The organism is Streptomyces sp. NRRL F-5122, from assembly GCF_001507435.1.
GTDB classification, from domain to species: Bacteria; Actinomycetota; Actinomycetes; order Streptomycetales; family Streptomycetaceae; genus Streptomyces; species Streptomyces lannensis.
Map to the genome: position 1 here is coordinate 32,132 of NZ_LMWH01000258.1, position 13,221 is coordinate 45,352.

Here is a 13,221-nt window from a genome sequence, read left to right on the forward strand (position 1 = left end):
CTAGGGTCCAGACCTACAGAAGCAGGGTGGATCCGTGCGTAGGGAGATCAACTCGTGCAGGACGGCGAGGACTTCGGTCCGTGGCTCGCTCGACAGCTGAAGCGCCAGAACCTCAAGCAGGTGGACCTCGCCAACCGGCTTGGTGTGACCCGGGCCGCGGTCTCCGCATGGATCGCCGGTCGTGCACAACCTCGGCCCGAGATGATGAAAAAGCTCGCCCTGGAACTCGGTACGGACATCGCCACGGTCCTGGACCGCACGACCGACGCGGACACCGTGCGTCCGATCGCCTGGTACCACCGCCCGGCCCACGCCGACGGCGGACGAGAGTTCGGCAACGCCGCAGCCTTCGCCTTCGACGCCGACCTGGCAGTCCTCGCCCGTGAGGTGACCCAGAACAGCCTGGACGAACGTTTGGACGCGACACAGCCGGTTCGAGTCCGCTTCACTCTGCAAGAGTTGAACGGCGAGCACCTGCGTTCCTTCCTCGACGCAATCCGCTGGCAGGAACTCCAAAGCCACTACCGTGCCGCCGTCGCCTCCGGGCAGAAGGCGGGCAAAGCCCTGGCAGCCGGTCTGCGCGACCTCGACGAAACCGGCACCCTGCTCCTGCTGCGCGTGGACGACTACAACGCCTCCGGACTGACCGGACCCGAGTACGGCGACGGCCGCTACGCGGCCGTGGTCCGTCGGCAACTGGACAGCCACAAGAACAGCAGCAAGGCGGGCGGCTCCTACGGACTGGGCAAGGCGACCCTGTGGGCCGCCAGCCGGCTCGGCATGGTGCTCATGAACAGCACCCTGTCCACCCCCCACGAGGGTCGCACGGAACGGCGGGTCATCGGCCGGCTCGACCTGCCCTGGCGTGAGGTGGACGGCCACGCCTGTGCAGGACCGGCATGGCTGGGCGAACCGGACCCCGAGGTGGAATACGAAGGCGTCTCCCGCTCCTGGTGGGCCGATGAGGAAACAGTCTCGACGCTCAAGCTGACCCGCGACGGAACAGCTCCCGGCACCTCCTTCCTGGTGCTCGGTGCCCACGACGCAGGTATTGAGGCGGATGCGCACCAGACACCGCACCAGGCGCTGCACGACAAGCTGGTCGACGCGCTCGCCGACAACTTCTGGGCCGCCATGACCAGCGGTCGGGACATACCGGCGCTCCTGGAGGCGTCGGTGGTCACCCTCATCAACGACACCGTGCTCATCCCGGAACAACGAGTCGATCCGCGAACCCGCCACCCGGCACTGACCCGCGCCCTGCGCGCACACATGAACCGGGAGACCGTGCCACAGCTCACCGGGCTGGACGAAGTGATCAGCACACGCGTGCCCTTGACGGTGCCACCGCTGCGGACCCAGGCACGCTCCGGGGGTGCAGCGATCCACGAGGCAGTACTGCTCGTCACCCCCGCCGACGGCGCCGATCAGCAGCACAGCAGGATCGTGTGCATGCGGGGAAGCAGGATGACCATCACCACGCGACGCCCACAGGACATCGGCATGGGAGCCGAGCCCTTCCAAGCGGTTCTGCTCGCAGGTCTGGCGACCGGAGAGGAGAGCGAAGAAGCAGCGCGCGCGGAGGCATTCCTGCGCGCAGCCGAGCCACCCGAGCATGACCGCTGGGGCAAGACCGAAGAACTCGCCAGTACCTACGCGCGCGGTTCCCTGACCCGCCTGAAGGACTTCCGCGTCGCGACGGACGCGCGGCTTCGCGAGCTCATCGGACACGGTCCCGCCGCCCCCAAGAACGAAGGCCCCGAACTCCTGCGCGGCCTGCTGAGACTGGATGCGCCGGCAACAGGGCGGGCACGACGCGCCGAAAGCCACCCGACCGTAGCCGCCCTGGAGGGCGAGGTCGACGAGAGCGGAGCGTGGAATCTGCGCATCAGACTGCGCCTTCCGCAACGTGACGACCCGTGGTCGATAACCCCCGTCGCCAAGTTCGACGTCCGCTCCGGCAGCAGACCGGTGTTGGCATGGGCCGCACTGACGGCCTCGGAGAACTGCCGCATCGTCGACGACGTCGTCCTGATCGACGCCGGTGTACGCCACGCCGCCTTCACCGGCACCACCGCGCCCGACAGCCACCCCGTGTCCTCCATGCTGGCCGGCATCATGATCGACCTGCAGACCACCAGCAGAGGGGCCGCACCCGCATGAGTGCCACGCTCTACCCCTACCCGACGCTTTTCGGTTCGATCAGTCTCGACGTCACGCGGATACGCCTGGACGGACGGCCGGTCAACGCCTCGTTGCTCTCGGCGAGCCAGCGAGCCGTCGCTCTGCACGAGATAGGTCACGGTGACTGGAGCGAGGGCAGCCTGGAGGTACGCGTCTTCGCACCCGATCGGGAACTTGCCGGGGGGCCCTGGAAAGATGTCACCTGCGTGGCAGTACTCACCGAGGCCGCCACCGACGCTCGCATCGTGCGTCGCCTGACCTGGGACCAAGGCTCCCAATGCTGGCAGGGAACCGTCCCCGTCCTGCGCACGCTCCACCACGAACGCGCGATCCTGCGGGCCCACCTCGTCGCCACCGTCGACAAAGTGGCAGGCCGCGTGATCGGCCAGAGCGACGACTTTTGGGTCATCGACCTCACCTCCCGTGAGCCGGTTCGCCAACGGGAGATCGAGATCGTCCCGGTCGACTTCCGGGACGGCCCCGAGGAGTGGCTGCGTCCCTTCAAGGACTCACCCTGGCTGGTCACCGCCACCGGAGAACCGCCCACCGTCTACCTCAACGAGTCGTTCGAGGGCATCGCCGCGATCCTGCGGGACTCGGGCAGTGAAACGGAGCGCGCCGCCGCTCGCCTGGTCTCGGCCCAAATCGCACAGGAGACATGGACCGCGATGTTTCACGCGGCCGTGACCGACCTGGACACGGACGAGGACGGCACCCCCCAGATACCGGGTGGCTGGCGGGAGTCCCTGCTGCGCGCCATGCTCCCTGACGTGATGCCCGGCCTGCCTGCGACCGACGCCCTGTTCGAGGTGCACCGCCGCCGGCAGGACGCGGCGGGCTGGGCCGAACTGCAGTCCCGGATCCACTACGCGGCCGGGCGTCGCGCCCAGTTGCCCAAGAGCCTCACCATGACCATCCGCGCCCTGGCGCGCACCCAGGCCGAGGAGGACAGCCGATGAGCACCAACGTGCAGCTCCCGCAACGACTCGCACTGCTGCCGACCACGCTGGCCACGGCCCATCTGACCCTGGGAGTGCTCACCGGTCGCGAGCAACCCGCACGTGTGGCGCTGACACGGGGCTGCGCCGCACTGCCGGACGCCTCCTGCCGCTGGGACACCGCACCGGTGCGCGAGATCCTCGACGAGGCGATGCGACGTTTTGACACGCACCCCCCACAGGCCGACGCCTGGCTGGCGCCCCGTCTGCACGCCACCGTGCGCATGACGCGATCCGAGGCCGCAGACCCACGCCTGTGGGCGTTCCTCGCCATGGTGGTTGCGCCCGACTACGTGATCTGGCGGCACCGCTCCACCGGCCGGCGAGGGGACGGCGCAGCTCAGCCCACCCGCTTCGTCGGACGCAAGGACCTCCACGCTTTCGCTCGCCTGTGGTGGGCAGCCGAACTCTTCCGCGACGGTGAGGACTACCGCCCCGCCGAGATCGTCTGCGAGGTACAGGACGTACTCCACGGGATGATGCGCCTGGACGTCATCACGCACCGCCCCACCGCATTGGCGCTGGCCCGGATCATCAAAGAACTGAGGGATGCGGGCGTCTCCCGCCTGGGAGATCGCACGAACGCCCTGTCCACCGCGGTCAACGCCGCAGGCAGCACGCTCCTGTACGACGTGATCGCCCCCGACGATCTGCCCGACCAGGAGGGGCTGCTCGCCTGGATCGCGGCAGCCGACTCGGCACCCGCCGTTCCCTGGGACCGCCTTCCCGACGGCCCCGATGACGGGTGCACCCCACGCGACTCCGTCGACACGCTGGTCAGGTTGTTCGAGGAGTTCCGTGACCACGCCCCGCTGCGTGAGCGCAGGGCTTCCTCAGACAGACCGGCTGCCGACGCATGGTGAGCAAGAGCTGGGCCGTCTGCCCGCAGCATCGTGCCGGACGGTGAACAAAAGAAGGATCGCTTTTTGCGCCGATCAGATCGACCCAGCGGCATGCACCGGCTGACCTGACGTTTTCCCTCCTGTTCGTCGATCCAGCACCACTGCCCGGATCCGCTCGGCCGCCGTCACGGGATCCTCGTGCTCCCACACGCGAACGGCCAACCACCCCTCCGCAGCAAGCCGAGCATCGGTGTCGGCGTCCCTGGCCCGGTTGCCCTCGATCTTGTTGCGCCAGAAGTCCGGGTTGTTCTTCGGCCACGTCGCATGCTCCGGACAACCGTGCCAAAAACAGCCGTCGACGAACACGGCCACTCTCACAGGCCCGAAGACAATGTCGGCCTCGCGCTTGAGACCTTTGACGGGCCGCCGATGAATACGGAACCGAAGACCGGACGCGTGGAGTCTGCGACGCAGCACAACCTCGACCTGTGTGTTGCGGCTGCGCTGCAGACTCATTCGCTTCCGCACCTGCTCCGTTGTCTTCAAGGGTTCCACACCCCCATCCTGCACTGTTCCTCACAGGTACGGAGCAGTCGCAATCCGTTGCGTCGAATCACGCCTCGGTCGGTAACCGCTGGCCCAACGGCTCACAGCGGCCACACCACTCCAGAGCCGTCACCTCCGGCAACCTGGCGAGGTAAGAGGCGCCCGCGAATGTCAGACTGGCGTCATGATTCGCGAACCTGCAGAGATCGTCGTGGACGAGACGGGAGGTGTGCAGCTCCCTCTCGGCCTCTTGGCCGAGGCTGGACTGGACCCGGGCAGTCGGGTTCTTGCCTTCTCCGACGGTGATGGACGCCTGGTACTCCGTCGTGCGGAGGACGCCATCCGTGACCTCCTGGAGCAAGGGCACCTCTGATTCAGAATCCAACCATCTCCGAGGATCCCGAGCGATGATCACGCAGGCTTACCAGTTGGATTAACTAATCGTAGTGATCCTGTGGCAGAGTGTGACGGTCACGCCCCGGCGCCCAGGCGACGTCGGGCACCCTCCTCGGTGTGGCCTCACGGTCTTGCCGATCAGCGTCCGGAGAGACGTGTCATGCGGGCTGGCGACTTCGGTCGTACGGCACCGGGGCACGAGAGCGATTGGCCCAAGACACTGAGCATCACACGGTTTCCCTAAGCCAATCAGAGACGCTTCCCCGGGACCTTCAAGTGGCACGGGACGAAGATCCAGATCGCCCGACAGATCGGTAACGCCGTCCTTGTCGGCCTTGGTGCGGCCATCGGCAAAGCCATACACGAGTACCGCCGGGCGTGCCGTCCCTAATGAGCGGGCGGACAAGTCCGTTGAGACGTATCCGGATGTTCGCGTGAGCGCCGGCTCGTCGGTCCCGCCCAGATCCCCGGCCTCACGGAACGAACGGACATGAGCGAGGGGGAGGATCAAGTGCCCGCCGAGGGGGCGTGTCGGGCGTGGTGGCGACAGGGTCGCCAGGTGGTGTCCATCGGTGCCAAAACGTGCACCGTCGCGTTCTGCCCGATGCCGAGCCGGACTTCGAGCCAGTCCCGGTGCCCGAAGCGGACCATCGGCTCCGAGACGAGGTCCGGTGCGATGGGTGGGGCCCTCACGGTGATCCGCTGTGAGTGCGTAACCGTAGGGTTGCGGCACAGGTCGGGCGCGGGGAGACGGAGGGGGCCGTATGGGTGGGACGATACGGGTGGGGGAGATTCTGCGTTATCCCGTCGACAAGGACCCGACGGTACAAACCCTCGACGGCTACCCGAACTTCTACTTCGCAACGCACACTCCGGGACACAGACGCGCCCTGCTCGAGGCCGGTATCAACGCGATGGCCCACGTGAAGACCGCGGACGGTGAACGCCGTCCCGCCGTGCTGATCCGCTCCAGCCCGTGGAAGGCGGGCACCGAGCAGACACCCTGGCACGACGTCTTCGATCTCGACAACGGCCACGTCCGCTACTTCGGCGACCATAAGGCCGGCCTGAGCGGACCGCCGGGGAGCACGCGGGGCAACGCAGCCCTCCTGGACGCCTTCGACGGACATCAGGAACCCACCCCCGAGGCAGGGCCTCGGCGTAGTCGCGTTGCGTCCGGTTTGGCGCAGGCCCGCGACGCAACGTTGGAGCACAACGGTCTTAAAGCGGGTCGCCGCAACTCCTACAGGTGTCTTCGCCATCGTCGTACATAACGCCGCAGCAGTACGTGGGGCCGCCGCTGACTTCATAACAAGCGCTGCACATCTGAGACTCGTCGTCCCAGTCAGTCGCGTTCTCGACGGGATCGTCACACCCTGTACAGACAAGCCCTGTCACCGCGCGTCACCCCAGCAATCGGAGGAGGTAAACGGAGAGCAGTAATCGCTGTCGTGTCGCTCGGAGTAGTCGCTCATGTTGGCTGTCGGTTTACCACAGTTCGGACACGTGGGGTGTTCACCCGGACATGTGCGATTGTTGTGCCCACCGAGTCCACATACCCTGCACGCCATGACGACAGAGTAGATGAACCTCAACCGTCGGACCCAAGGCTTCGGCAAAGACTGGATGACGTCCGGTTTGTGATCATGCGAGGCCGAGGAACGCGAGGGGTCGGCAGGCGTTGCGTGCGTTGCGGCGGAGGCTGGCGGCCATGTTCTTGACGCCGTCCAGGCGCATGGCGCCGATGGCGAGATTGCGCCAGGTCGCCATCGCCCGGGGTGCATTGCCTGTCCGCAGTTGGGACGCGTCCTCGGCGAAGGTGGTGTCGCGGACGTGGTGCAGGGCCTCAATCTTCCAGTGGTCCCGGACCAGCTGTGCGAGCCGGGCGGGGGCGGCCTGCTCGGCGGTCAGGCTGGTCACCGCGTAGACGGTGGTGATGGTGGTCTTACCGGTCTTGCGGTCGGTGCGGCGGCGCTTGATCTGGACGGCCTGGCAAGCGCCGGGAAAGAGCAGGTTGTTCACGGTGGCGACCTTGATTCGGCGGATCTCCGCGCGGCCGTGGCCGCTACCGCGCGTGCGGCCCTGGAGCGGGACGCCCTTCCAGGGAAGGGACTTCAGCTGCTTGCGCATTTTCTTCTGATTGCCCTTGACGATCGCGATGTAGTGGGCCCGGCGGCCCAGAAGGTAGCAGGCGTGCTCGCGCTGGGTATGCAGTGCGTCGCTGGTGACGACCGTCCCGGCCAGGTCGGCGACGGTGTCCAGCAGCGGCTGGAAGCAGGTGATCTCGCCGGTTTTCTCGCCGACATCGAGCTGGGCCAGGACCAGGCCGGTGTTGTGCTCCACCGCCGCAAGAAGGTGGATCTTCCGTCCCCTCGCCCTGGCCGCGCCGCGCAGGGACTTGCCGTCCACGGACAGTCCGCGCAACCCGGAGCCAGCGGGGCAGCGGTCGGCGAGCCAGCCGCCCACCGCCCGGTCCAGGGCGTCGCCGTCGACGCGCGCGAGCAGGCGGCGCACCGTCGTCTCGGCTGGCACCAGCCGCCTGGGCAGCACCGGATCGGGGCGCACACCGAACCGTTTCAGCACCTGGGGCGGCGCGTCCGCGATCCACTCGCCGACCGCCAGCAGCGAAGTCGCCCCCGCCAGCACTGCGCACGCGGCCAGGGCGAGGACAACGGCGAACGCGTGCCGCACACCGCGAGGGTTCCGTGGGTCCGGCACCTCGGCCAGCCGTTCCAGCAGGCCCGCCACCTCCCCGGGCCCGACGCCGGGCTGCTCGCGGAGTTGGTTAAGGGCAGGCGGAATCGGCAATGATGCGTCGGCAGGCACGGTCTTCCAGGCAGGTCACGGGGCGTAGAGAACTCCATGATCTTGGAAATCCGTGCCTGTCCTGCCTCGGGGACGCCCACCGGTCAGCGAACCGTCACAAACCGGACCAGGGCTGACTACGCCGAAGCCCTGCCTGGCCGGCGACGGCTCAGCCGGCCGCCTTACAAATCCCATTCGTCGGCTAGCAGGCCCAGGAGCCGTTGCTGTCGCTTGTGTAGCAGTTCCGGGGTCCACTGCTGATGCTGCAGTACCTGGCTGGTCAGCGCGAAGGTGGAGACGCCATGCTTGCCGGTGAAGTACTTGGCCTTCTTTTCGGCCGGCGGTGCGTCCACTGCTGGCGCTGGTCGTCGGTGAAGTGCCGCAGCCAGTCCGAGCCGCGCTTGGGGTTTTGCGGCAGTATGTGCTCGACGGTGATCAGCGGGTGGTCGTAGGAGACTCCGGGCTTACTGGCAAGCATCTCGTCCAACCGCAGCAGTACGTATTTGCGGGTCCTTGCAACGAGGTACAGGTCTGCGTCCAGGCGATCGAGCGTCTCGGTCTTCTCAGTGTCGGTCAGGATGAACGACGGTGCATCCAGCTCTCTGCCGGCGTTGAGTTCGCGCAGCAGGTCGGCGTACCGGGTCACGCGGGGAGTGGTGTAGACGCGGCGGATGAACATACTGGCCGCAAGCCGCTCTAGGGCGTTGAAGAAGGCGTCGAGCCAGGCGGGGTCCTTTCCGTGGGTGCGCAGGGCCCATAGGGCAGCGGGCCGCCAGTCGTTGTTGTCGATCTGCTGCAGGCGCTTGAACCAGGCGTTCACCTGCTCGGCTCCCGACGCTGCGGAGTAACTGGCGTCGCGGATCTGTACGTAAGCATCTGCGTATGGCACGACGACATCGTTGACGAACGACTTGGCCCTACCGGGCAGATAGTGGCTGAGCACCTGCTCGGGGAACTCTTTCAGCAACTCGCGCTCCCCTCGCCGCGTGGCGAACACCATCCGGATGTGAAGGAAGAGGTCGGCGAAGTCGTCCCGGCCCAGGGCCTCCTCCGCGTCCTCCCACTTGCGGGCGCACTCCTGAGCGGTCCGTTCGTCCAGGTCGCCAATAATGAGCGACTTGAAGATGTCCGTGGGCGAGAGGTCCAGGCCGCGCGAGTTCATGACGCTGAAGATGCGATGCGCGCTGTCCAAGTCCGGTGTGCCGACGACGACCAGGAACGTCCGCCCGCCCAACGGACGCGCAGAAGTCCGTTCTGCGCAACGCTAAGGCGTTGCACCGCATACTTGCTGGCTGGTCTGACTCGAACCGGTCCTCGACGCGGCGCTTACTCGGGTGGAAGCCTGCGAATGCGGCCCCGAGAGCAGCTGCTACGCGTGCCTGCGAACCTTCCGCAACGAACGCTTCCATGACCTGTTGAGCCGCCGTGAGGCCATCGCCCTACTGGACGCCCTGACGGGTAGCAACATCAGCTGATCGGTAGGGGAGAGGTTCCCTGAGGCTGCGCCATCTTGAAGTGGCTGGTCAGCGGGGTGGTGTGGCCCCGTTTCGGGGTGCTCGTGCTGGTGGCAGGCGGCAGTCTGGGGTGTAGATCGTCCGGCGGGGGGTTCGTCGTGAAGGAGCCGATTGGCCCTATCGCGCGAAAAGGGCGAGCTTCGGCAGCTGGGCCCCTGGCAGGATGCCCGGATGAGTGATCACCAGCGGACCGAACCTTCGCGGACAGCCGGTGAGCGTGCCTCGCTGACCGGCTTCCTGCAGCATCAGCGCGAGACCCTGATGATGAAGTGCGCAGGGCTGACCGCCATGCAGCTGAAGGAAAGGGCGGTTCCGCCGTCGGGTCTGTCTCTGCTCGGGCTGGTCCGGCATGTGGCCGAGGTCGAGCGGAGCTGGTTCCAGGTGGTGTGGAACGGCGAAGATGTCCGGGCTTACTGGCCGGGGACGGTGAATGGCACGTTCGCCGAGTTCGACATTGACTCGGCCGAGCCCGACGAGGCGTTCAAGGTCTGGCAGGCGGCGTGCGCGCGATCCTGCGCGATCGTGGAAAACGGCCGAGTCCCTGGACGCCACCGTGCAGTGGCGCGACGAGGTGTTCACCCTCCGTTATGTCCTCACCCACATGATCGAGGAATACGCGCGGCATATCGGTCACGCTGACCTGCTCCGCGAGCGGATCGACGGAGCCACCGGAGAGTAGTCACGACCCGCCTTGCGTGAGGCCGGGCGGGGAACGGACACGGAGTGGGGCCCACCGTGCCGTTCCCCGCTGCTACTGAGCTTGTTCGGCGCGGGCTTTGGTGTGGGCGAGGCGGTAGGACTCGGTTCCGGTCTCGATGATGTTGCCGCCGAAGGTGAGGCGGTCCACTATGGCCGCGCAGAGCCTCGGGTCGGTGAACGTCTTGGTCCACGCAGAGAAGGACTCGTTGGAGGCGATGGCCATACTGTTCTTTTCCTCGCGCTCGGTCAGAACCTGGAACAGCAGCTCGGCGCCACGCCGGTCCAGCTCCATGTAGCCCAGCTCGTCAATACAGAGAAGATCCACGCGTCCGTAGCGGGCGATCGTTTTGGTCAGCAGCTTTTCGTCGGCGGCCTCGACGAGCTCGTTGACGAGTTTGGTCGCGCGGACGTACTTGACCCGGAAGCCGGCCATCGCGGCCTCGGTGCCCAGCGCGATCAGCAGGTGCGACTTGCCGGTCCCCGAGTCGCCGATCAGACACAGTGAACCTTCCCCTTGATCGTGGACACCTGGAGACTGGGACCTGAGGTTCCAGAGGAAGTAGCACCAGGTGGGAAGCAAGTACACGAAGCGGTACACCGAAGAGTTCAAGCGGGACGCGATCGCGCTCGTCGACTCCTCGGGCAAGACGGTCACGGCGGTCGCCCGGGAACTCGGCATCAGCTCCGAGTCTCTGCGTGGCTGGTACCGCAAGGCGAAGGCGGACCGGGGCGAGGGCACTCCCGGCGGATTGAGCAGTGCCGAGCGCGAGGAGCTCCACCGGCTGCGGCGGGAGAACCGCGAGCAGCAGCAGACGATTGAGATCCTTAAAAAAGCGACCGCCTTCTTCGTGAAGGAGAACGACCGGTGAGCGAGTTGTGCCGGTTCATCCACGCGGAGAAGGCGAACTACCCGATCGTTTTGCTGTGCCGGGTGCTGGACGTCGCCCGCTCCTCCTACTACGCGTGGCGCGATGGCGAGGCCGCCCGCCATGCCCGGCAGGTCGCCGACGACGCGCTCGCGCACGAGATCACGGTGCTGCACGTCGCCTCCCGCTGCACTTACGGTGTCCCACGCATCCACGCCGAACTGCGGCGTCTGGGGCGGCGGGTGAACCGCAAGCGCATCGCCCGCGTGATGCGCGAGCGCGACATCCGAGGCGTCACCCGGCGCAAGCACCGCTCGTTGACCCGGCCCGACAAGAAGGCGAAGCCGGCCCCTGACCTGATCGGCCGCGACTTCCACGCCGAGCGGCCCGGGATCAAGCTGGTCGGCGACATCACCTACCTGCCCACCGCCGAGGGCTGGCTCTACCACGCCTGCTGGCTGGACTTGGCCACCCGCGAGGTCGTCGGCTATGCCATGGCCGATCACCACCGCGCGGAACTCGTTGTGGACGCCCTCGACATGGCCTACGGCCGAGGGAATCTGGAGCCCGGCTGCGTGGTCCACAGTGACCGCGGCAGCGAATACACCTGGGCCGACCGCTGCGTCGACGACTGGGAAGGCGCGATTCCGGAATGCGAATGGGTGGGGCCAGAATTTTCTGAGATCGACCGGCGCCAGGGGCCACGACGTGATTGTTCACGGGGATGAGATGGGTAATTTTCGGGTGGACGACTACATCACCCATCCCGAGCAGATAGCCCAGCTAGTCCGTGAGAATCCACATTACAACGGAGGTCCCATTCAGATCGTCACTTGCCATTCCGCCTGCGGTTCCGCCGCGGAGCTCGAGGAAGTCATGGGTGTGAAAATAACCGGTGCGAGCAAGCATCAGGTGGACCTGGACCCCGCCTTGGGTACCGTTAGGGAGTGGCCGGACGGACCTCACGGCGCCCCGGTACCCTGGGGGATGCAGTAGCCGGTAAGATGCAATCAGAAATGTCGTGATGTCACTCTATCCTTCGGTGGAGAGGAAGGTGCCTTCCTCTCCACCGAAGGAGTCGTGCCTACTGTCTGGAAATTTCGCATGACGAACGTTGCTCCCTTGGGGATATTCGGCAGGATCGCGAGTCAGTCCGCCTTTTTGGAACATGCTGACGAGCTCCGGCAGAAGGTGGATGTGATCCTGAAAAAGGAACGGAGAAAGATCGCACAATACCTTCGCTCCGGCACGCCCATCATTGCACTGATGGGGTTCTCTGAGGACGTTCTGGGTAACAAGTTCTCCCGGTCCGGCGGCACCGCCATCATGAGTGATGGTCGGTTCTTCTGGAGGCTCGACACGGCTGACTATGTGGAGCACTACGGGATAGAGCTGCCAGAAGAATTCATTTCTCACGGTGATTCCGGTCAGTGGGTTGCTCCTGTGCTCTCTCGAGAAGAGGTTGCAGCTGTTGACCGTCACCTGGTCGAGCTTAGGAGAATCGGGACCTTGTGAATCCTCACCGGCGGCCTCCCCTGGAGAGCCGTACCTGAGCGGGCTCAAGAGGATTCCCGAGCAGGATCGATCCCTGGAATTCATAGACACAGAGGTGGTGCACAGTGGTCACATTGGAAGCCGCCCTACTTGCTGCGCAAGAATTCGGATCTCGCACTTTTCCTGAGCTTGATGGATCGAGCTGGGGGTTTCACTTTCGAGGAATCTCAAACTCTGGTCTCTATCTGTTCCAAATAACCGTGAATCCATCGGCTCCGGATGGAAGACCGAAATTTGGCGGAAGCCCCGGAGTTGTCGTCAACTCGACGAGCGGGAATTGCCGCTATGTGAGTGGCCACTCGGAATATAAAGATCTTCTGCGCGAGATAGCTGATAAGGCGCCGCTATAGCTGACGACTGCCAGCCACCCGGAGAATTCCCCCGGCACTGCTGTCTGACAGTCCCTCCTCATGGCAAGGACGGTGGTAGCCGTCGCTGTAAGGCTCGGCACGGGAAGTTTCCGCGACGACCATCCCATGCCCCACTGATCACTCAGGCGCGGACGGCCGGTACTCGTACACCATCGGCCGGCTTCCCGACACGACCTGCTCATCGGTCAGCACGGTGATTGTCGGTCGACTGCCGAGTGCGTCGGTCACAGCAGCCAGGCGTCAGCAGGAATCGGTGGCGGCCGTTCTGTGCTCATTGGCTGTCAAAGCGCTGGGTGGTCGGTTCGTCGACCAGGCGCACCCGGTCGAACTGCCCGCGCTTGACCGTTGACCGGACGGCTCTGCCGTCAGCAGCCTGAGGCGGGCCGCAGCCTCCAATGAAAAGGCCCCACCGCAGTCCTGGGCTAAGGGCAATGCCGTTGCATTTA

11 protein-coding genes and 3 pseudogenes are annotated in these 13,221 nt (G+C 65.8%); 10 read left to right on the top strand and 4 right to left on the bottom strand.

Annotation, left to right across the window (positions count from 1 at the left end; translation table 11 throughout):
• Positions 1-54 precede the first annotated feature (54 nt).
• From ADL25_RS34140 to ADL25_RS34150, 3 genes are read left to right on the top strand one after another with little or no spacing between them, the layout of a single operon-like run.
• A complete protein-coding gene (locus ADL25_RS34140; RefSeq protein ID WP_059131776.1) occupies positions 55-2,163 on the top strand; it encodes a helix-turn-helix domain-containing protein in 2,109 nt (702 codons plus the stop codon).
• Positions 2,160-3,143 carry a hypothetical protein gene (locus tag ADL25_RS34145; protein ID WP_059131777.1) on the top strand — a complete coding sequence of 328 codons (984 nt, stop codon included), beginning with the start codon at positions 2,160-2,162 and terminating at the stop codon, positions 3,141-3,143. Before ADL25_RS34140 ends, ADL25_RS34145 begins: the two co-directional genes overlap by 4 nt.
• Positions 3,140-4,045: a DUF6339 family protein gene (locus tag ADL25_RS34150; protein WP_059131778.1), complete on the top strand. Its 906-nt coding sequence runs from the start codon at positions 3,140-3,142 to the stop codon at positions 4,043-4,045. The genes ADL25_RS34145 and ADL25_RS34150 overlap by 4 nt, the downstream gene beginning before the upstream one ends.
• 72 nt (positions 4,046-4,117) lie before the next feature.
• Here ADL25_RS34150 and ADL25_RS46850 read toward each other — a convergent pair whose 3' ends face one another.
• Positions 4,118-4,594: a very short patch repair endonuclease gene (locus ADL25_RS46850; protein WP_324614085.1), complete on the bottom strand. Its 477-nt coding sequence runs from the start codon at positions 4,592-4,594 to the stop codon at positions 4,118-4,120.
• A 160-nt stretch (positions 4,595-4,754) separates the two neighbouring features.
• Between ADL25_RS46850 and ADL25_RS46855 the strand changes: the two genes are divergently transcribed.
• The 3 genes and pseudogenes from ADL25_RS46855 to ADL25_RS49295 all read left to right on the top strand — a co-directional run bounded on the left by ADL25_RS46855 (position 4,755) and on the right by ADL25_RS49295 (position 6,240).
• Positions 4,755-4,943, top strand: a complete 189-nt coding sequence (locus tag ADL25_RS46855) for a hypothetical protein (protein ID WP_079050750.1) — start codon at positions 4,755-4,757, stop codon at positions 4,941-4,943.
• Between the two features lie 294 nt (positions 4,944-5,237).
• Positions 5,238-5,357, top strand: a pseudogene (locus ADL25_RS48490) (DNA (cytosine-5-)-methyltransferase); the annotation flags it as partial.
• Between the two features lie 373 nt (positions 5,358-5,730).
• On the top strand, positions 5,731-6,240 hold the full coding sequence (locus ADL25_RS49295; protein WP_059131780.1) for a hypothetical protein: 510 nt from the start codon (positions 5,731-5,733) through the stop codon (positions 6,238-6,240).
• Between the two features lie 529 nt (positions 6,241-6,769).
• Here ADL25_RS49295 and ADL25_RS34165 read toward each other — a convergent pair.
• Positions 6,770-7,792: pseudogene (locus ADL25_RS34165) on the bottom strand (ISAs1 family transposase); the annotation flags it as partial.
• A gap of 259 nt (positions 7,793-8,051) precedes the next feature.
• Positions 8,052-8,933, bottom strand: a complete 882-nt coding sequence (locus ADL25_RS34170; RefSeq protein WP_199839256.1) for an HNH endonuclease family protein — start codon at positions 8,931-8,933, stop codon at positions 8,052-8,054.
• A 523-nt stretch (positions 8,934-9,456) separates the two neighbouring features.
• Here ADL25_RS34170 and ADL25_RS52330 point away from each other — a divergent pair.
• Positions 9,457-9,964: pseudogene (locus tag ADL25_RS52330) on the top strand (DinB family protein).
• A gap of 72 nt (positions 9,965-10,036) precedes the next feature.
• Here ADL25_RS52330 and ADL25_RS34180 read toward each other — a convergent pair.
• Positions 10,037-10,570, bottom strand: a complete 534-nt coding sequence (locus ADL25_RS34180; RefSeq protein WP_159045061.1) for an ATP-binding protein — start codon at positions 10,568-10,570, stop codon at positions 10,037-10,039.
• On the opposite strand from ADL25_RS34180, the gene ADL25_RS34185 reads away from it, so the two are divergent.
• The 3 genes from ADL25_RS34185 (at position 10,554) to ADL25_RS34195 (ending at position 12,365) form a co-directional block, all read left to right on the top strand.
• A complete protein-coding gene (locus tag ADL25_RS34185) occupies positions 10,554-10,853 on the top strand; it encodes a transposase (protein WP_059131803.1) in 300 nt (99 codons plus the stop codon). The genes ADL25_RS34180 and ADL25_RS34185 overlap by 17 nt on opposite strands.
• Positions 10,850-11,578: an IS3 family transposase gene (locus tag ADL25_RS34190; RefSeq protein ID WP_079050753.1), complete on the top strand. Its 729-nt coding sequence runs from the start codon at positions 10,850-10,852 to the stop codon at positions 11,576-11,578. Before ADL25_RS34185 ends, ADL25_RS34190 begins: the two co-directional genes overlap by 4 nt.
• 376 nt (positions 11,579-11,954) lie before the next feature.
• Positions 11,955-12,365: a hypothetical protein gene (locus tag ADL25_RS34195; RefSeq protein WP_059131782.1), complete on the top strand. Its 411-nt coding sequence runs from the start codon at positions 11,955-11,957 to the stop codon at positions 12,363-12,365.
• Positions 12,366-13,221 lie beyond the last annotated feature (856 nt).